The following is a 16796-nucleotide window of genomic DNA, read 5'->3' on the forward strand; positions in this document are numbered from 1 at the left end:
ATTTAAGTCCTTTCCAATCCAATTTTCCTGCCGCTGTTTATCTGGCTCTATCATCCTCATAGTTCGTCTTTTTATCTTGGTTGCTTGGTTGCTTGGTCACCCACGTATTCTTAAAAAAAGAAGATGTTTACATCTTTGTTTTTATAGTATACACAAGAAACGACAAAAGTCAACTGTGACTTTTGTCGTTTTTGTTCTTTTTATTTTAAATAATCAATAGTTCCCTGAATGTGGTCAAACATAAGCTGCTTTGCCTTAACTGCATCCCGCTGTCTCAGCGCATCCACGATTTGCCGATGCTCCTTTGCTTCTAGCTCAACATTATGCATATCCAGCACATCGTGGGAAGTTGTCTGCATCATCTCCAAAATCGTACTCAGGACGATATCCAGTGTCTGCTCCATAAACATACTACCCGTTTTTTTTGCATACAGGCGGTGCAGATCAAACTCGCCTACTGTCGTCCCCGTCTCCTGAAATTTAAGAGCCATCCGCCCATAAGCTTCCTCAAGTTCCTGTAAATCCTCATCTGATGCATTCCTTACGATCAGTTCCATTGCCTTCTCTTCCAGCACTTGACGAACCTCATACGCCTCCCGCAAGGAATACCGTTCGAGATTTTTTGACATTTGGGCATACTTATCCTGCTGGGCACCATTGCTGGGCAAAGACCGCAAAAATCTTCCTCTCCCTTGGTGCGAAACGATGATCCCTCGCTGTTCTAACACATGGAACGCTTCACGCAATACATTACGGCTCACCCCAAGTTGCTCAATCAGCTCCCGCTCAGAAGGAAATTGAGCCCCCGGCTGCAGCTTCTGCTCATCAATAATTTGATACAGGGCATTGACCACTTCCTGGTACAGTAAGGGGCGACTAATTCGAGACGAAAAATTCATATTTTCACTGAACTCCTTCAGCACACAATCTATTCTTATTGTAGTGTGCCACCCAAGAAATGTCAAGTTTTGAACTCTGTCATCAGTAGTTCCAACAATGACACCTGCTAAGAAAAGTTCTAAACGCTTTAGCAGAACATCAAAATATCGTCCGTTCTATATAATTCGGATAATTGCATTTCACAAGAAAACATTTCCATCTTAGAATTTCACAGGTCAATGGCAAATATTTGCGTAAAAGATGGTACCGGGTTTCACCTGTTGTGTGATAACATAGTCTCTGATACCAATATTTTTGACATACAACTCATTATTTTGAGAGCATCGGATCGTCTTATTAATTCTCTCTTATTATGCATGGCACCTAGGCCGCTATCAAGCCCCCCAAAAATAAGCGAAAGCCCCGGCTCTGCTTCCAGAGCCGGGGGCTTCACTGCATCTTATGAATTTTCTTTTTTGCCGGGCAGAGCATCCCACCCCATCAGGCCATAGGCGGATTTTGCGCTGCAAACAGCCCGGCGGATCGCATGTTCCATGGCGCGGGCGGCCATGGCTCCCACCAGGTTCAAATCTCCGGACACGTCTCCCAGCGACAGGGCGTAGATACTGTCTCCGTCAGCCGTGGTATGCACGGGGCGGATTGCCCGGGCATAGCCGTTGTGGGTCATACCGGCAATTTTGGTCAGCTGGGTCTTATGGAACGCTGCGTTGGTGACCACCACGCCCAGGGTAGTATTCCCGGTGAAAAGATTCTCCTTTCCTTCCGCATCGGAAAACATCTCTTCCAGCGTGTTGGACAGGCCGGTTTTCTCCTGATTCAAAAGTCCTGCCATGGGCTCTCCATCCGCTCCGTACACGTCTCCCAAGGCATTCACCGCTACCAGGGCTCCTACCTTCAAATCACCGGTCTGGAAGGCACAGGTTCCAAAGCCGGACTTCATAGCTCGAGCCATCCCCCGGTACTTTCCAATGGAACAGCCGGTCCCAGCCCCTACATTACCCTCGGCAGGAGCTTCATAAGAGGCATTTTCACAGGCTTCATAGGCCATAGCCCCTGTGGGACGTACATCTTTGCTTCCCACCACCAGATCAAACAGACAGGACTGACTGACCAGCGGAACCTTGGTCACACCCACATCAAAGCCAATATCCCGCTCCTCCAGATACTTCTGTACTCCGCCTGCCGCATCAAGGCCAAAGGCGCTGCCTCCAGAGAGGAGCACAGCATTGATCCCTTCCGCCGCAGCCACCGGATTTAAAATCTGAGATTCCCGGGAAGCCGGTCCTCCTCCCCGGACATCCAATCCGGCCGGACTCATCCGGTCACAGAGGATCACGGTACATCCGGTAGCGGCCTGCACATCCTGAGCGTGGCCCACCCGAAAGCCGCCGACCTCCATAATTCCGATTTCCTTTAACATAAGCAGCACCTCCTGGAATGAGATCTGTTGGAATGTGATACGAATGTACTTCATTTTCCAGTGCTTGTCAAGGAAGCTCTCCCTCCCTCTTATGATGGTTTCCAGTCCTGGAGCAATCCCCGTCGTTCCACCAACGAGCAAGGAGCTGTGTACCCTTCATATTAAGCTTTCCATGGAATACTGGACTTTTTTACTAAAAAGAGGTATACTTCAATGAATATTGTTTTGGCCGGGTCCGTTTGATCTATCTATGTGTTGGAGGTTTTTATGTATCTTCTCCTCTGGATTTTCTTTGTTTATGCCTTTCTGGGCTGGTGTACAGAGGTCAGCTTTGCAGCCCTGACCTCAGGCCGCTTTGTAAACCGCGGCTTTCTTAACGGTCCGGTGTGCCCCATTTACGGCGTGGGCGTCGTGATCGTACTCTTCTTTTTGGACCCGCTGCGCGGCAACACCTTTTTGCTGTTTCTCGGCTCGGTGCTGCTCACCTCCCTGCTGGAGTGGGTCACCGGCTTTGTCTTGGAAAAAATCTTCCATCAGCGCTGGTGGGACTACTCCAATGAGCCCTTTAACCTGGGAGGATACATCTGCCTGCGTTTCTCTATTGCCTGGGGTCTAGCCTGTCTGTTTGTGGTGGAGATCATCCATCCCTCCATTCTCTGGCTGATTCACCTGATTCCGCACACCCTGGGCCTGGTCCTGCTGGCTTTGTTTTCTGCCGGGATGCTGGTCGATCTGGCTGCCACCGTGCGTACCATCGCCCGCATGAACCGGCAGCTCACTCAGCTGGATGAATTGGCCAGCCGCATCAAGGCTCTCTCCAATGAACTGGGCGAAAACCTGGCTGAGCGGGTCATCGATGCAGCGGAACTGGGCAGCGGACTGCGAGAGGACATTCAGGAGAACCTTGAGGATGCAAAGGATGTCCTGGCCCAGCGCCGGGAAGACCTTCAGGATAGCTTGGAGGATATGAAGGAGTCCCTTGCCGAGCGGCGTATGCAATACCAGATGGATCAGGCCGAGCGGCTGGAGCAGCGCCAGCGCGACTTGGCTGAACTGCGCACCAAGCTGGAGGCGGCGATGGCCCGTCCTATCTTTGGTCAGCGCCGTCTGATGCGCGCCTTCCCCAAGATGCGTTCCACTACCCACGCCCAGGCTTTGGAGCGTCTGCGCCAGTGGATGGAGAAGCGCTGAGTTCCCCCTGCGGAATGTAATATTCCATATTATATTTGTCTTTTTCTCCTCTTTGTGATAGCATAATGGTAATTACACCAAAGGAGGCCTTTTCATGGAAGAATTGCTGGACTTAAAGCAGCGCCTGGAGGGCCAGCGTCCCGCTTCCTGGCAGGAACTGCCTGATATTGCGCTGTATATGGACCAGATCATTTCCTATATGCCCCGGCAGCTGATCCATTTTGACGAAGGAGAAGCTCTCACCTCCGCCATGGTCAACAACTATATCAAGGAGGGACTGGTCCCCCGGGCAGACGGCAAACGCTATGGTCCCATCCATTTGGGGTATCTTACCGCCGTCTGCGCACTAAAAAAGATCCTCTCCGTGCGGGATACCGGGATTCTGCTGGCCGCCGGACAGGCCCGCAACAAAACGCCGGAGGAGCTGTATACCTACTTCTGCGCCGCGCTGGACCGGGCATTGGCAGATACCGCAGATACCATCGATGAAAACGCTACCCGGGAGGATCTGCCCAGACTGGCTCTGGATCTGGCTTTGCGCAGTTACGCCAATCAGCTGGCCTGCGCCCGTATTTTGGATATTCTTCAGCCCCCCCACTCGGAGTCGCCGAAAAAGGGGAAAAAATGATCCTGTATCTATAACATCTGTAAGGAGGTTTTCATATGTCTGAATTTGTTTTGGTCACTGATTCTTCCGCCGACCTCAGCGAAGAGATGGCCCAGGCAATCCGCGTTCCTGTCCTCCCCCTTCGCTTTACCATTCAGGGACAAACCTACCGCAACTACCCCGATAACCGGGAGATGGACCCGGCTTTGTTTTATGATATGCTGCGGGCGGGCGAGCTGGCCACCACCGCCGCCCTCAATCCCAATGATTTCGAGGAGGAACTGGAGCCCTACCTGAAAGATGGCAAGGATATTTTGATCCTGGCCTTCTCCTCCGGACTGTCTACTACCTTCAACTCCTCCCGCCTGGCCGTGGAGGAATTGCAGGAAAAGTATCCCCAGCGTAAGATTTACACCGTAGATACCCTCTGTGCCTCCATGGGACAGGGTCTGCTGGTGTGGCTGGCTGCCCAGAAGCGGGATGCCGGCGCTTCCATTGAAGAGGTACGGGACTGGGTGGAGGAAAACAAGCTCCACCTGTGCCACCAGTTTACAGTGAGCGACCTTCACTTTCTCAAGCGCGGCGGACGGATCTCCGCTACCACTGCGGTGGTGGGTTCTATGCTGCAGATCAAGCCGGTGCTTCATGTCGATGACGAAGGTCACCTCATCAACATCGGCAAGGCCCGTGGCCGCAACGCTTCTTTGAAGGCTCTGGTAGACAAGATGGAGAAAACGGTCACCGAAGAGGGCAAGAAAACCGTCTTTATCAGCCACGGCGACTGCCTCAAGGATGCGGAGCTGGTGGCTGACATGGTCCGGGAGCGCTTTGGCACCGAGGATATTCACATCAATTATGTTGGCCCGGTCATCGGCGCCCATTCCGGCCCCGGCACCCTGGCCCTGTTCTATCTGGGCACCGTCCGCTAAACCGCTTTCTTGAAAGAAAGCTTGGCAAAGAACTTCCTGCGAAACTTTGTTTCGCTTCTGCGCTTGCCTGAAAGCGGGCTGTGGGTGGAAAACGTCGAGCCCATCTCGTTCCAACACAAAACTCAGCGTGAAGTGGAATTTCACGCACAAAAATTTTTGCCCCGCTTTTTCGAAAAAGCGGGCGGGGTCCAGGGGCGGCGCCCCTGGCGGAAAGGAAGAAATACATGGCAGATACAAAGTGGCTGGAGATCGCCGTCAACACCACCCCCGATCGGCTGGACGAGGTGACGGCTAAGCTCACCGCCGCCGGTATGGCCGGACTGGTCATTGAGGACGAGGCGGAGTTCCAGCAGTTTTTGGAGCAGAACCGGCAGTACTGGGACTATGTGGACCAGGAGCTGCTGGACCGGATGAAGGGAGTCACCCGGGTCAAGTTCTACGTCACCGACGACACCGATGGCCGCGCCCAGCTGGCCCAGTACACCCATGGTCTGGACTGCGAGTACACGGTGACTCCTCTCAGCGACAACGACTGGGCATACAGCTGGCAGAAATACTACAAGCCTCTCTCCATTGGTGAGCGCCTGTATGTTGTCCCCCAGTGGGAGAAGGAGAATCCTGTCCCCGACGGCCGGGTCCCCTTCTATCTCAATCCCGGGCTCACCTTCGGCACCGGTTCCCACGCCTCTACTCAGCTGTGTCTGGAGGGTGTGGAGGCCCACACCAAGGCCGGAGACGCCGTTCTGGACCTGGGCTGCGGCAGCGGCATTTTGTCCATTGCCGCTCTGGTGCTGGGTGCAAGCCATGCTCTGGCGGTGGACATCGATCCCAAGGCGGTGGATGTAGCTTATGAAAACGCCGCCCTCAACGGCATTGGCAAGGACCGCTACACGGTTCGGGCCGGAGACGTGCTCAGTGATGCCGCTCTGGCCGCTGAGATTGCTCAGCAGCGCTACCCTCTGGTGTTGGCCAACATTGTTGCCGACGTCATCATCCCCCTGTCTGCTCAGGTGCCCAACCTGCTGACGGAGGACGGAATCTTCCTCTGCTCCGGCATCATCGATACCCGGGCACATGAGGTGGAGGCCGCGCTGGCCAAGAACGGTCTGAAGATTACCCGGAAGCGTGAAAAGAACGGCTGGGTCGCCCTGGAGGCCGTATTGGCGTAATTCTTTACTCAAATGATCGTCTGAACGGGGGGGAAGCATCCGTGTCACAAAATGCTATCATTATCCATCCGGAGTTTGCCCCCGGGCGTCGTATTCTAGCTGTCAGCGACATCCACGGCAATCTGCCCTTCTTCCAGCACCTGTTGGAGAAGGTCTCCTTCTCCCCTGACGACATTCTGGTCCTGGTGGGAGACATGCTGGAAAAAGGGCCGGACAGTTTGGGCCTGCTGCGCTACATTGTGCAGCTGTGCAAAACCCACACCGTCTACCCTCTGTGTGGAAACTGCGACGGCCTGGTGCTCAATTTCTTTGAGACGGACTCCCTGGACGAGAGCTTTTTCTCCCGCTACCTTCCTCAGCACCCGGAGAGCTGTATTTTTCAGATGGCCCATGAGGCAGGCTATGACGGTGATCCAACCGACCTGCCCCGTCTGCGCCAGACGCTGCGTGCAGCCTTTCCCCAGGTGCGGGAGTGGTTGGCCAAGCTGCCCACTATTCTGGAGACAGAGCACCTGGTATTCGTCCATGGCGGCGTTCCCTCGCTGGAGCATATGGAGCAGCTCAACCGCTGGCGGTGCATGAAAAACGATGACTTCCGCGGACAGGGACACTCCTTTGAGAAATACGTCATTGTGGGTCACTGGCCGGTGACCCTCTACCATGAGCACATCCCCAGCGCCGCTCCCATCTTTGACTGGGACCGGAAAATCATTTCCATTGACGGCGGCTGCGTCTTGAAGATCGATGGCCAGCTCAATGCCCTGATTCTTCCCTCAGAAGACGCCCAGAACTTCACTTGGCAGGCGTGGGATGGTCTGCCGGTATACACAGCCCTGGACGCGTAGGAGCCCTCCTGCGACTCGATAAACATCCGCTGGGGCCGCTCCGATCTGGAGCTTTTGGAGGCGGGAGAGGAATTTTCCCGCTGCCGCCACCTGGAGACCGGACGGGAGCTTGACATTCTCAACTCCTACCTGCGCCATACCGGAGAGCGGCTGTGGTGTGAGGACTCTACCGATTACCATCTGCCTGTGACTCCAGGCGACTGTCTGTCCCTGGTGGCCAGGACCAGCCGGGGCTATCTGATGAAAAAAAACGGCGTCACCGGCTGGTATTTCGGCCGTCTGGCGGACAAACTAGGAAAAACAAAATGAGGATTTAAATTTATGCTAGAATTTCACCCCCTGCAACTGGAAGATCTGCCCAAACTGTGGGACTTTTTCGCTTACAGCGGAAGCCGTATCTGTGACACCACCCCCGGCACCGTGTTTATGTGGCGGGACATGTACCACACCGAGTGGGCTGTCCACGACGGCTCGCTGTACTTCAAAGTGGACTATCCCGGCCTGGGTCCCACCTTTACCCTCCCCCTGGGAGGCGGCCGGCCGGAACACTACCGCCAGATCGCCGGCTACTGCTGCCGGCGGGGCATGCCCATCTCCTTCTACCCCGTCCCCAAGGATGAGCTGGACCGTCTGCAAACCGCTTTTCCCAACTCGGCAGCCATCCCCACCCGGGACGCTTATGACTACCTATATCGGGCAGAGGATCTCCAGTTCTTCCGTGGCAAAAAGCTCAGCGGTCAGCGCAACCACGTCAACAAATTTTTGAAAACCTATGGCAACTGGTCCTTCCGGGTCATTACTCCGGAGGATCTTCCCGCAGTAGGAGCCTTCCTGGACCGCTATGCCGCCGGAGTAGACAAACCCTCCGCCTCCTTCCACGAGGATTTGGCCAAGACCCGGGAGGTTCTGGGCAACTACACCACCTATGATATGCTGGGCGGTATGCTGCTGGTGGAAGGTGAGATCGTGGGCTTCTCCCTGGGCGAGATCGTGGGAGACACCCTGTTTACCCACATTGAAAAGGCAGACCGGGACTACCAGGGCTGCTATCAGATGCTGGTGGCTCAGTTCGCCCAGCAGTTTGCCCAGGACGGAGTCCACTTTATCAACCGCGAGGACGACGCCGGCGACCCCGGCCTGCGCAAGAGCAAGCTGTCCTACCATCCGGTAACTCTGCTGGAGAAGTACCTGGTCACGGTGGACGAGCCCTGCAAGTTCTGTGACTGCGAAGATACCTGATTGATAAAACAGAGGCGGCCTAAAATAGGCCGCCTCTGTTCACGTATTAAGGCTGAATTTCAAAGGGAGAACCATTGTAGTCGGTGGACAGCAGCGATTCATAGTCGCGGATGCCCACCACCACGTCAGGCTGGTACAGGGCAATATAATCCGCCAGCGTCATATCCTTATAGTGGCGCAGGTCAATGGTGCGCATCTCATCAAAGCTGTAATACATCAACCCCTCCACCGGGTTGGTAAAGCTGTCTCCGTAGATGAGCAGGGAGGGCAGCTCATCCCGGCCGGTATCAATGACCGTTTCTGCAATGTCGCCCCCCATATAGGCCGCGTAGGCCACCTCGTCGGTGTCATTGCCCGGCAGCGTATACACGGTAGCCGGCACCTCCTGGCCGTTGTCCGTCCGAGTAAAGGGAATGGGCTGGGACGGCAGGCCGATCTCCAGCTTCTCATCCGTCTCCCATAGTCCAAACACCTTCCGTGCCCGAGAGCCCAGGTAGGGATTGGGCAGGGTCTCCCGCACCAGGCTGTCCTCGTCCAGCACAGTGAGAGAGTGGTCAAAGTCCTGGTTGATCCGCTCCAGAATAGCCAGATAGGTGGCGTAGGCTCCGCCAAAGGTGTAGTGGTAGTCCACGGTGGAGTAATATTCCGGCGGGTTGCCCTGCTGCGCCAGAATTTCTCCCATTTCAATCAAAGTGACTCCCTGCTCCTCCATAGCCTGCTGGAACGCGGGGATCTCCAGGTCGGTATAGGTATCCCGGTTATTTAAAAAGTCGGGATGCACCTCTTCAAAATAGGTGTACTGGCCGGGCACCGCCACATAATAGAACTTCCCGCCGTAACTCTCCACCACATCCCGAAGTTCTCCCAGCTGTCCGGCCATGGCGTCGGCCTGCTGCTGGATCAGCTCCGGGTCCGGCGTCTCATAGGGGTTCCAGCTCAGCAGCATCCCCTCCGCCGGAATGACCTGATTGACCACCGGACGATGAAACAGCTCCATGTCCATCCATGCAGACAGCTTCAGCAGGGTATTGCGCCCGGCGGCGTGGTCCTGAAGGGTAGGTTCTACACTGTTAGCAAAGGTTCCATCCCAGAGAGTCTGGGGCGTAAGCTCCTCCATTTGGGCCAGAGTGCGGTTTTCATAGTAGGACCAGCCCCCTTGGGGTTTTCCCAGAGTGATAACCATAGCCGCCGCCAGAAAGCCTGCAAAGGCGAGGACAAGCACAATATTTGCAATTTTCTTTTGTTTCATCGTGCTGTCCTCCTTAGAATTGGAAGTAAATGAACGGGTTGAAGGAGCTGGTGACCAGTTTCAGATAGGACAGCCCCAGCAGCCCCAGAGCCAGTCCCTTGGGCGCCCAGATCAGGATGGTCTGCCCCAGGTTCCCACCCTGCTTCAGCTTCTCCTGGAGCCAGCCCTTCACCGGCAGGCTGGCCACGATGGCCAGCAGCCACTCCGGCCAGTACTCCAGCAGGTAATAGGCTGCCTGACCGTCCTGGGCTAGTCCGGTAGTCTGGCCGAACATGGCACCCAGATAGGCCCAGGCCTGGGGCAGATCCACACTGCGGAACAGCACCCAGCTAATGACCACTGCCAGCATCGTATAGCCGTGGCGCACCAGAGCGGGAGTCTTATTCAGCACACCGCCCCACAAGAACTTCTCGCCCAGCAGCAGCAGGCAGAACCACACGCCCCACAAAATAAAGGTCCAGGCCGCACCGTGCCACAGGCCGGTAAGCAGCCACACCACAGTAATATTGCGCACGTGCTTCCACTTCACGCAGCGGTTGCCTCCCAAGGGGATATACACATAGTCCCGAAACCAGGTGGACAGGGAGATATGCCAGCGCCGCCAGAACTCGGTGACACTTTTGGAGATATAGGGATAGTTGAAGTTCTCCAGAAAATGAAAGCCGAACATGCGGCCCAGGCCAATGGCCATGTCCGAATAGGCGGAGAAATCAAAGTATATCTGGAAGGTATAGGCCAAGGCTCCTACCCAGGCCAATCCCGGGTCCAGGTTGGCCGCGGTCTGGTTGAAGACCCCATCGGCAATCTGTCCCATGGCGTTGGCAATGACCATCCTTTTGGCCAATCCAAAGCAGAAGCGGGTCACTCCGGCGGCAAACTCATCCAGGGTCTCCCGCCGATGGGTAATGTCCTCCATCACCGTGGTGTAGCGCACAATGGGGCCCGCCACCAACTGTGGAAAGAGGGCCACATACAGCGCTACATCCAGAGGATTTTTCTATGTGGGCGCATCGCCCCGGTAAACGTCGATCACATAGCTGAGTCCCTGGAAGGTGAAAAATGAGATTCCAATGGGCAGGGTGATATGGGGTACCGGAATGGCAAAGCCCAGGTCACAGATAGTCTGGGCCAGAAAGCCGGCATATTTGAACCAGCCCAGCAATCCAAGCCCCAGGACCGCCGCAAACCACACACCGAATTTGGCCAAGGCCGGATGGTCTCTCCGCCCGGCCATCAAACCGCCCAAGTAGTTGACCAAAATGGATGCCACCATCAACAAAACCAGCTGATGGGCGCCCCACTGGTAGAAAAACAGGCTGAAGGCCAGCAGCACCAAATTGCGCAGCCACCGCACCTTGGCCGGAATAATAAAATAGATCACCAGCAAGCACGGCAAAAAGCCCAGCAGAAATTCCAAACTGCTGAAAACCATGGCATTTCCCCCTCATCTCTCTGCACCCGGCTTTTCAAGACAAAAAGAACGGGCAATCAGCTATTAGTGTACCCGATTCTTCCAATTTCGTCAAATCCTTCCCTTCCGTTTTTTCTCTTTTTTCAAGATTTTTTGTCCAAAATCTCTTGACAAGCCCATATCCCACTGATATACTTTTAGAGCCGCTTTGAGTAGGTCTTCAAATGGGTCAGACCCATGCCTAGGAGAGCGAGCCCGTAATAAAGGAGTTGAATTTCATGCAGGCTATTATCGTAACCGGCGGCAAGCAGTATAAGGTGGCTCAGGGTGACACCCTGTTCATCGAGAAGCTGGAGGCCGAGGCTGGCGCCGAGATCACCTTCGATCAGGTTCTGGCTATTCTGAACGAGGACAAGGCTACCTTCGGCGCTCCCACCGTGGAGGGCGCTTCCGTGGTTGCCACCGTGGTGAAGAACGGCAAGGGCAAGAAGATCCGCGTCTTCAAGTACAACCCCAAGAAGGGTTACCGCAAGCGCCAGGGTCACCGTCAGCCCTACACCAAGGTGCAGATCAGCGCCATCAACGCCTGATTTATGACCACCGTAACATTCCATACCGCGGGCGAGCGCATCACTGGATTTACCGTCCAGGGTCACAGCGGCTTTGCCCCGGAGGGAGAGGACATCGTCTGTGCCGCCATCACCAGCGCTGTGCGTTTGGTGGAATGCGCCGTGAACGACGTACTGGGGCTTGAGGCCTCGGTCAAGGTGCGGCAGAAAGATGCGTCCATTCAATTAAAGCTTCCCGGCGGCCTGAGTGAGGCCAATGAGAGCACCTGTCAGACCCTTCTGACCGCCCTCATGGTACACTTTGTGGCCTTGGCCGAGGAATATCCCGACCATATTACCGTCTTGGAGGTGTAACTTATGCTGAATATCGGTTTGCAGTTCTTCGCCCACAAGAAGGGCGTTGGCTCCACCCGTAACGGCCGCGACTCCCAGTCCAAGCGTCTGGGCGTGAAGCGTGGCGACGGTCAGTTCGTTCTGGCCGGCAACATTCTGGTCCGTCAGCGCGGCACCCACATCCACCCCGGTGTGAACGTGGGCAAGGGCAGCGACGACACCCTGTTTGCTCTGAAGTCTGGCAAGGTGAAGTTCGAGCGCCTGGGCAAGGATCGTAAGCAGGTCTCTATCGTGGAGATCGCTCAGTAATTTTGCTGAACAAAGCCGCAAACGAGTCTCGTTTGCGGCTTCTTTTTTGGAAAGGAGGTCCATTTATGGAGTATCGGAAATTTGATCAGGGCTATGTCCTGCGCCTGGACCCGGGCGAAGAAGTCGTGAGTTGTCTCACCCGTCTGGTGGAGCAGGAACAGGTCCAACTGGGCTGCGTATCTGCTCTGGGTGCCGCCAACGACGTTACCATCGGTATCTTTGACACCACAGAAAAACAGTACCACGCCCGCCGCTGTCAGGGCCAGTTTGAGATCTCCGCCCTGGTGGGGAATGTGACCCGGAAGGACGGGGAACCCTATCTCCACCTGCATATCACCTTTGGAAACCCGGTCACCGGGGAGGTATATGCCGGGCACCTGACCTCCTGCACCATCAGCGCCACGCTGGAGCTCTTTCTCCAGGTCTGGGACGGCCAAGTGGGCCGCGCTTTCAGCGATACCGTGGGGCTGAACCTACTGAATTTTTAAAGGAGGACCGCTATGGCAGCACCTTTTGTAGATACCGCCCGTATTACTGTCCGCTCCGGCAACGGCGGCAACGGCGTGGTTTCCTTCCACCGGGAAAAATACGTGGCCGCCGGCGGCCCTGACGGAGGCGACGGCGGTCAGGGCGGCAATGTGGTGGTAGTCATCGACGACAACATGTCCACCCTGATGGATTTCCGTTATAAGCGCAAGTATGTGGCGGCCAACGGCATGGACGGCGGCGGCAAGCGCTGCACCGGCCGCAACGGCGCCGATCTCACCCTTCGCGTCCCCCGTGGCACCATTATCCGGGACGCGGAGACCAAGGAGATCATCTGTGATATGTCCCAGACCCAGTCCTTCGTCCTGTGCAAGGGCGGTCGGGGCGGCTGGGGCAACCAGCACTTTGCTACCCCCACCCGGCAGGTCCCCCGCTTTGCCAAGGCGGGCCTGCCCGGTCAGACCCGGGACGTGATCCTGGAGCTGAAGCTGCTGGCCGATGTGGGTCTGGTGGGCTTCCCCAACGTGGGCAAATCCACTCTGCTCAGCGTGGTCAGCCGCGCCCAGCCCAAGATCGCCAACTACCACTTCACCACCCTCTTCCCCAACCTGGGCGTGGTCTATGTGGAGGAAGGCGTCTCCTTTGTCATGGCTGACATCCCCGGCATCATCGAGGGTGCCGCTCAGGGCGCCGGTCTGGGCCATGACTTCCTGCGTCATATCGACCGCTGCCGTCTGCTCATCCACGTGGTGGATGTGTCGGGCAGCGAGGGCCGTGACCCGGTGGAGGACTTTGAGGCCATCAACGCCGAGTTGGCCGAGTACTCCCCCACCCTGGCCTCCCGGAAGATGATCGTGGCCGCCAACAAGGTGGACATCATGCAAGACCCGGAACTTCTGGAGCGCCTGCGGGAGCACGTCAAGGCCAAGGGCATGGAGCTCTTTGAGATCTCCGCTGCCGCCCATATGGGCACCCGCGAGCTGATGAAGAAGGCGGCCGAGGAACTGCAGCACCTGCCCCCTGTGGCGGTGTACGAGCCCACCTATGTGGAGCGTCCCCCCGAGGTGGATACCAGCGGTGAGGTCTCCATCGAAAAGTTCGACGACACCTGGGTGGTGGAGGGACCGTGGCTGCAGCGGCTCATCTCCAACGTCAATTTCTCTGACTACGAGTCCCGCAACTGGTTTGATAAGAACCTGCGCCAGTCCGGTCTGTTTGACCGGCTGGAGGCCATGGGCATCCAGGACGGGGATATCGTGTCCATGTACGACCTGGAATTTGAATATCAGCGCTAATAAGCTCAAACGCGGTGCATACCACAGGTATGCACCGCGTTTTGCTGTTACAGGTGGAAATCGTGGCAGCCGATGGTCATATAAAAGGGGCGGTTCTGGTTGATCCAGTTTACCGGAGAGAGCTTGGGTGCATAGAAATACAGCGCCGAACCAATGACATCTGCCCCCTCCAGGCTGATTTTGGCCGCCAGAACCGCCGAGTCGGTGGGCTCGTCATAGACCGTACCGTTTTCTACCGGCTCAAACTGAATGGCATACTTATCATCAAAGATCACCTCTTTGACTGTGTTTGGGAACTGCTTATTCGCCACTCGATTAAGTACCACGTTGCCCACGGCGATCTGCCCCAGCAGGGGCTCTCCCCGGCTCTCTGCCGAGATGATGCGGGACATCCAATACAGGTCCTCCTCGTCATAGTCGGCCTGGGCAGGGACCGTCCCACGGGTATCCAGCTGAGCAGTGCCGCTGGCAGCGTCCCAGCTCAGCTTTCCCCCTGTTACCTGGGAGAGCAGGCGCAGAGAAAAGACGGTGCGTCCGTCCACCACCCGCACTCCCTCAGCCACATACAGACCGCGGTCGTTGGAGAGGATGTAGATGGCTCCGGGAGCCGCTGTCAATTCCAATCCATTCCCCTCCAGGATGGCTTGCTTGCCATCCCAGCTCAGGGTACGGCCCGTCTCCCGGGCAAAGGCAGCCAGGGTGATATAGCTGGTTCCATGTTCAATCCAGGCCTCTTGCTGGCTCAGTGTGGTACCGCTGAGCTTTACATTTCCCCCGGCGGCCTGAGCTCCGGGTATCAGAGCAAGGGCGGCCAGAGTTCCGGCCACGCCTCGCTTCCAGTTCAATTTCATGATATTTTGCTCCTTTTTAGCGGGTTTTACTCTGAAATTGTACCGGATTTTCTATTTTCCATCAAGCTGTAAATCCTGTCATCCTCATATAGGGCATCAAAAGATTTCCTGACAAGAAAACAGAGGAGGCCGCATATGCGGCCTCCTCTGTTCTTGTTCATAATCAACCTAGAAGGTCTTTGACAGCTTGGGTATCGGTGGATACCACCATCAGCACCGTGTTGCCCGCCTGCTGCAGGAAGGCATCCTCCAGCTTGGGAATCTCTGCGGGACGGTAGTTCTTGTTCTCCTCGATCTCACTCTGGAGATAGCTCTCCATCGCGGTCTTGGCGTTCTTAGCGGACTCCTCGTCCTGGAAAATCAGCAGGGCCAGCTCCTCACAGGTACCGCCGGAGGAGCGGTGTACCACTCCGTCGGTGAGCTGATCCCGGCTCACCCCGGCTCCCTCCAGCTGGTACAGGGACCAGGCCGTGTCCAGGTCCAGGTCCTCCAACTGCTCACTGAATACAGATCCATCCAAAAGCTTCTGGGCCTGCTCCTTGGTGTAAGCGGCTGTGGTCTGCTTCCCGCCGCAGGATATCAAAGACATAAGACATACCAAGGCAATTACCACGCCCAAGATCTTTTTCATTCCGCTGCTCCTCCTTCTGGGTACAGAGTCTCATAAGAGACCGTATGTGTCTTTAAGTACTCCAGCCAGGCCTTATAGTACGCGCCGCTGAGATGGACGCCGTCGGTGCTGGCATCTGCAGGCAGCTGTCCATCCTCGCCCACAAAGGCCGAGTACAGATCCAGATAGACGACCTGCTTCTCCTGGGCCACCTTCTGGGTCAGTTCATTATAAACCCGCAGGTGCTCATTGGTCAAATATTCCGATCCGCCCCGGGCGGCAATGGTGTCCTCGTTGAGGGGGATGAGGTTCTGGATGTAGATGACCGCATTGGGCTGACTGGCCTTGATATCATCAATCACCTGGCAATAGGAGTCATAGAAGCCCTGGTCGTTGAAATAGCCCAGTTCATTGACCCCCAGGCAGATATAGACCTTGTTGTACTGCTTCTGGGCCAGCGCCTCCACCAGAGTGTAATCCACTCCGTCAATGGTGATGGCCTTCTTGCTCTCCAGCTTGAAGATGGAGATGCCGATGGAGGTGTACTTATCCACCTCTCCAATGCCGCTGTACAGCATCAGGCCCTCGGTACGGGAGTCGCCGATAAAGGCAGCGTCGGCAAAGTAGCTGTTGTCCACCGCCGGGCTCTCCGGACAGGGTTTGGAAAAGTCGTATGCGGCCTGCTGGCTGCCGTCCTCCGGCAGGGAGGCAGAACCATTGGCGGTCACGCTGGAGCCGTCAGGCTGACTCACATCGCCGCCGGGGTTATTTTCTGATGTAGACACGTCTGCCGACGACTGGTCAGAGCCCTGGGAATTATTTTTGGGAGCGCATCCGGAAAGCAGTGCAGCGCTCAGGAGAACACCGGCCAGCAGCCGGCGGTTATCATAGAAAAAATGCATAGTTAAGCCCTCTTTTTAATGTTTCTTCTTTTCTCTGCTCAATCGCGGCAGTAAAGTTCGCAGTACCGTGGAAGCAAGCATAGCTCCCACAGCCAGAGATGCTGCCATCCCAAAGGTATGCAGCATCGTGGAAATAAATTGATCGGTCTCTCCAGCCACACAGTAGCGCATGGCGTTATAGATGCCCGCTCCGGGTACCAGCGGCAAAAGCGCCACCTGGAGATACCCGGTTACCGGACAACGGCGCACCCGGGCCATCAGTTCCGAGTAGATGGCAATGCACACCGCAGCCAGAAAGGCCGGTAAAATATCGCCTCCCAGCAGGCGCTGAGCAATCAGATAGACAAACCAGCCCAGCGCTCCGCCCAGACCACAGATTAAAATGCCTCCGCCCTGGATATTGAACACCAATCCAAAGCCTACACAGGCTATCATACCCCACAGGCAGGGTAAAAGCAGTTCTTGTATCACTTCCATGGCA

At 55.9% G+C, this 16796-nt stretch carries 21 protein-coding genes; 12 read left to right on the plus strand and 9 right to left on the minus strand.

The window, feature by feature from the left end; translation table 11 throughout:
• Positions 1 to 200: 200 nt before the first annotated feature.
• Both ACEVJL_RS08465 and ACEVJL_RS08470 read right to left on the minus strand, forming a co-directional pair.
• On the minus strand, positions 201 to 899 hold the full coding sequence (locus ACEVJL_RS08465; protein ID WP_374737473.1) for a FadR/GntR family transcriptional regulator: 699 nt from the start codon (positions 897 to 899) through the stop codon (positions 201 to 203).
• A 440-nt stretch (positions 900 to 1339) separates the two neighbouring features.
• Positions 1340 to 2320: a P1 family peptidase gene (locus ACEVJL_RS08470; protein ID WP_325207343.1), complete on the minus strand. Its 981-nt coding sequence runs from the start codon at positions 2318 to 2320 to the stop codon at positions 1340 to 1342.
• A gap of 267 nt (positions 2321 to 2587) precedes the next feature.
• On the opposite strand from ACEVJL_RS08470, the gene ACEVJL_RS08475 reads away from it, so the two are divergent.
• The 7 genes from ACEVJL_RS08475 to ACEVJL_RS08505 all read left to right on the plus strand — a co-directional run bounded on the left by ACEVJL_RS08475 (position 2588) and on the right by ACEVJL_RS08505 (position 8300).
• Positions 2588 to 3511, plus strand: coding sequence for a putative ABC transporter permease (locus ACEVJL_RS08475; RefSeq protein WP_235397290.1), 924 nt, complete (start codon positions 2588 to 2590; stop codon positions 3509 to 3511).
• Between the two features lie 94 nt (positions 3512 to 3605).
• Complete coding sequence (locus tag ACEVJL_RS08480) at positions 3606 to 4139, plus strand: DUF1836 domain-containing protein (RefSeq protein WP_302668252.1); 534 nt, start codon at positions 3606 to 3608, stop codon at positions 4137 to 4139.
• A gap of 35 nt (positions 4140 to 4174) precedes the next feature.
• Positions 4175 to 5047: a DegV family protein gene (locus ACEVJL_RS08485; protein ID WP_151075502.1), complete on the plus strand. Its 873-nt coding sequence runs from the start codon at positions 4175 to 4177 to the stop codon at positions 5045 to 5047.
• A gap of 224 nt (positions 5048 to 5271) precedes the next feature.
• Positions 5272 to 6216, plus strand: a complete 945-nt coding sequence (prmA, locus tag ACEVJL_RS08490) for a 50S ribosomal protein L11 methyltransferase (RefSeq protein ID WP_325207345.1) — start codon at positions 5272 to 5274, stop codon at positions 6214 to 6216.
• A gap of 41 nt (positions 6217 to 6257) precedes the next feature.
• Positions 6258 to 7061, plus strand: a complete 804-nt coding sequence (locus ACEVJL_RS08495) for a metallophosphoesterase (RefSeq protein WP_374737474.1) — start codon at positions 6258 to 6260, stop codon at positions 7059 to 7061.
• 54 nt (positions 7062 to 7115) lie between these two features.
• Positions 7116 to 7370, plus strand: coding sequence for a hypothetical protein (locus ACEVJL_RS08500; RefSeq protein WP_374737475.1), 255 nt, complete (start codon positions 7116 to 7118; stop codon positions 7368 to 7370).
• Between the two features lie 12 nt (positions 7371 to 7382).
• Positions 7383 to 8300: a DUF2156 domain-containing protein gene (locus ACEVJL_RS08505; protein ID WP_374737476.1), complete on the plus strand. Its 918-nt coding sequence runs from the start codon at positions 7383 to 7385 to the stop codon at positions 8298 to 8300.
• A gap of 46 nt (positions 8301 to 8346) precedes the next feature.
• Here the strand turns inward: ACEVJL_RS08505 and ACEVJL_RS08510 are convergent, their stop codons facing one another.
• Genes ACEVJL_RS08510 through ACEVJL_RS08520 form a run of 3 tightly spaced genes read right to left on the minus strand, consistent with a single transcriptional unit; the run spans position 8347 to position 10981 of the window.
• Positions 8347 to 9549, minus strand: coding sequence for an alginate O-acetyltransferase AlgX-related protein (locus ACEVJL_RS08510; protein WP_374737477.1), 1203 nt, complete (start codon positions 9547 to 9549; stop codon positions 8347 to 8349).
• A gap of 13 nt (positions 9550 to 9562) precedes the next feature.
• Entirely contained in the window at positions 9563 to 10537 is a 975-nt protein-coding gene (locus ACEVJL_RS08515) for an MBOAT family O-acyltransferase (protein ID WP_374737507.1), read from the minus strand.
• A gap of 9 nt (positions 10538 to 10546) precedes the next feature.
• Positions 10547 to 10981 (minus strand): MBOAT family O-acyltransferase, encoded by a 435-nt coding sequence (locus ACEVJL_RS08520; RefSeq protein ID WP_235397273.1) that lies wholly within the window; start codon positions 10979 to 10981, stop codon positions 10547 to 10549.
• A gap of 257 nt (positions 10982 to 11238) precedes the next feature.
• Here ACEVJL_RS08520 and rplU point away from each other — a divergent pair, with 257 nt between their 5' ends.
• The 5 genes from rplU to obgE all read left to right on the plus strand — a co-directional run bounded on the left by rplU (position 11239) and on the right by obgE (position 13952).
• Positions 11239 to 11550, plus strand: a complete 312-nt coding sequence (gene rplU / locus ACEVJL_RS08525) for a 50S ribosomal protein L21 (protein WP_008980082.1) — start codon at positions 11239 to 11241, stop codon at positions 11548 to 11550.
• Positions 11551 to 11553: 3 nt separating this feature from the next.
• Positions 11554 to 11883: a ribosomal-processing cysteine protease Prp gene (locus ACEVJL_RS08530; RefSeq protein WP_008980081.1), complete on the plus strand. Its 330-nt coding sequence runs from the start codon at positions 11554 to 11556 to the stop codon at positions 11881 to 11883.
• Between the two features lie 3 nt (positions 11884 to 11886).
• A complete protein-coding gene (gene rpmA, locus ACEVJL_RS08535) occupies positions 11887 to 12171 on the plus strand; it encodes a 50S ribosomal protein L27 (RefSeq protein ID WP_235397268.1) in 285 nt (94 codons plus the stop codon).
• A gap of 65 nt (positions 12172 to 12236) precedes the next feature.
• On the plus strand, positions 12237 to 12659 hold the full coding sequence (locus ACEVJL_RS08540) for a PPC domain-containing DNA-binding protein (protein WP_110441197.1): 423 nt from the start codon (positions 12237 to 12239) through the stop codon (positions 12657 to 12659).
• A 12-nt stretch (positions 12660 to 12671) separates the two neighbouring features.
• Positions 12672 to 13952, plus strand: coding sequence for a GTPase ObgE (gene obgE, locus ACEVJL_RS08545; RefSeq protein WP_008980078.1), 1281 nt, complete (start codon positions 12672 to 12674; stop codon positions 13950 to 13952).
• A gap of 47 nt (positions 13953 to 13999) precedes the next feature.
• Here the strand turns inward: obgE and ACEVJL_RS08550 are convergent, their stop codons facing one another.
• The 4 genes from ACEVJL_RS08550 to ACEVJL_RS08565 all read right to left on the minus strand — a co-directional run bounded on the left by ACEVJL_RS08550 (position 14000) and on the right by ACEVJL_RS08565 (position 16792).
• Entirely contained in the window at positions 14000 to 14803 is an 804-nt protein-coding gene (locus tag ACEVJL_RS08550; RefSeq protein ID WP_374737478.1) for a cell wall hydrolase, read from the minus strand.
• 163 nt (positions 14804 to 14966) lie between these two features.
• Positions 14967 to 15434, minus strand: a complete 468-nt coding sequence (locus ACEVJL_RS08555) for a DUF4358 domain-containing protein (RefSeq protein WP_008980076.1) — start codon at positions 15432 to 15434, stop codon at positions 14967 to 14969.
• A complete protein-coding gene (locus ACEVJL_RS08560) occupies positions 15431 to 16315 on the minus strand; it encodes a GDSL-type esterase/lipase family protein (protein ID WP_008980075.1) in 885 nt (294 codons plus the stop codon). The genes ACEVJL_RS08555 and ACEVJL_RS08560 overlap by 4 nt, the downstream gene beginning before the upstream one ends.
• A 15-nt stretch (positions 16316 to 16330) precedes the next feature.
• Entirely contained in the window at positions 16331 to 16792 is a 462-nt protein-coding gene (locus ACEVJL_RS08565; RefSeq protein WP_008980074.1) for a threonine/serine exporter family protein, read from the minus strand.
• Positions 16793 to 16796: the final 4 nt, after the last annotated feature.

This window comes from Flintibacter porci (assembly GCF_041925195.1).
Taxonomy (GTDB): domain Bacteria; phylum Bacillota; class Clostridia; order Oscillospirales; family Oscillospiraceae; genus Lawsonibacter; species Lawsonibacter porci.

Excerpts from the sequence above, each read along its gene's own strand:
- ACEVJL_RS08555 (WP_008980076.1), bottom strand. The coding sequence starts at position 15,434 with ATGAAAAAGATCTTGGGCGTGGTAATTGCCTTGGTATGTCTTATGTCT.
- ACEVJL_RS08520 (WP_235397273.1), bottom strand. The coding sequence starts at position 10,981 with ATGGTTTTCAGCAGTTTGGAATTTCTGCTGGGCTTTTTGCCGTGCTTG.
- ACEVJL_RS08550 (WP_374737478.1), bottom strand. The coding sequence starts at position 14,803 with ATGAAATTGAACTGGAAGCGAGGCGTGGCCGGAACTCTGGCCGCCCTT.
- ACEVJL_RS08530 (WP_008980081.1), top strand. The coding sequence starts at position 11,554 with ATGACCACCGTAACATTCCATACCGCGGGCGAGCGCATCACTGGATTT.
- ACEVJL_RS08565 (WP_008980074.1), bottom strand. The coding sequence starts at position 16,792 with ATGGAAGTGATACAAGAACTGCTTTTACCCTGCCTGTGGGGTATGATA.
- ACEVJL_RS08480 (WP_302668252.1), top strand. The coding sequence starts at position 3,606 with ATGGAAGAATTGCTGGACTTAAAGCAGCGCCTGGAGGGCCAGCGTCCC.
- ACEVJL_RS08475 (WP_235397290.1), top strand. The coding sequence starts at position 2,588 with ATGTATCTTCTCCTCTGGATTTTCTTTGTTTATGCCTTTCTGGGCTGG.
- ACEVJL_RS08505 (WP_374737476.1), top strand. The coding sequence starts at position 7,383 with ATGCTAGAATTTCACCCCCTGCAACTGGAAGATCTGCCCAAACTGTGG.
- ACEVJL_RS08470 (WP_325207343.1), bottom strand. The coding sequence starts at position 2,320 with ATGTTAAAGGAAATCGGAATTATGGAGGTCGGCGGCTTTCGGGTGGGC.
- rplU (WP_008980082.1), top strand. The coding sequence starts at position 11,239 with ATGCAGGCTATTATCGTAACCGGCGGCAAGCAGTATAAGGTGGCTCAG.
- ACEVJL_RS08465 (WP_374737473.1), bottom strand. The coding sequence starts at position 899 with ATGAATTTTTCGTCTCGAATTAGTCGCCCCTTACTGTACCAGGAAGTG.
- ACEVJL_RS08510 (WP_374737477.1), bottom strand. The coding sequence starts at position 9,549 with ATGAAACAAAAGAAAATTGCAAATATTGTGCTTGTCCTCGCCTTTGCA.
- obgE (WP_008980078.1), top strand. The coding sequence starts at position 12,672 with ATGGCAGCACCTTTTGTAGATACCGCCCGTATTACTGTCCGCTCCGGC.
- prmA (WP_325207345.1), top strand. The coding sequence starts at position 5,272 with ATGGCAGATACAAAGTGGCTGGAGATCGCCGTCAACACCACCCCCGAT.
- ACEVJL_RS08485 (WP_151075502.1), top strand. The coding sequence starts at position 4,175 with ATGTCTGAATTTGTTTTGGTCACTGATTCTTCCGCCGACCTCAGCGAA.
- ACEVJL_RS08560 (WP_008980075.1), bottom strand. The coding sequence starts at position 16,315 with ATGCATTTTTTCTATGATAACCGCCGGCTGCTGGCCGGTGTTCTCCTG.
- rpmA (WP_235397268.1), top strand. The coding sequence starts at position 11,887 with ATGCTGAATATCGGTTTGCAGTTCTTCGCCCACAAGAAGGGCGTTGGC.
- ACEVJL_RS08540 (WP_110441197.1), top strand. The coding sequence starts at position 12,237 with ATGGAGTATCGGAAATTTGATCAGGGCTATGTCCTGCGCCTGGACCCG.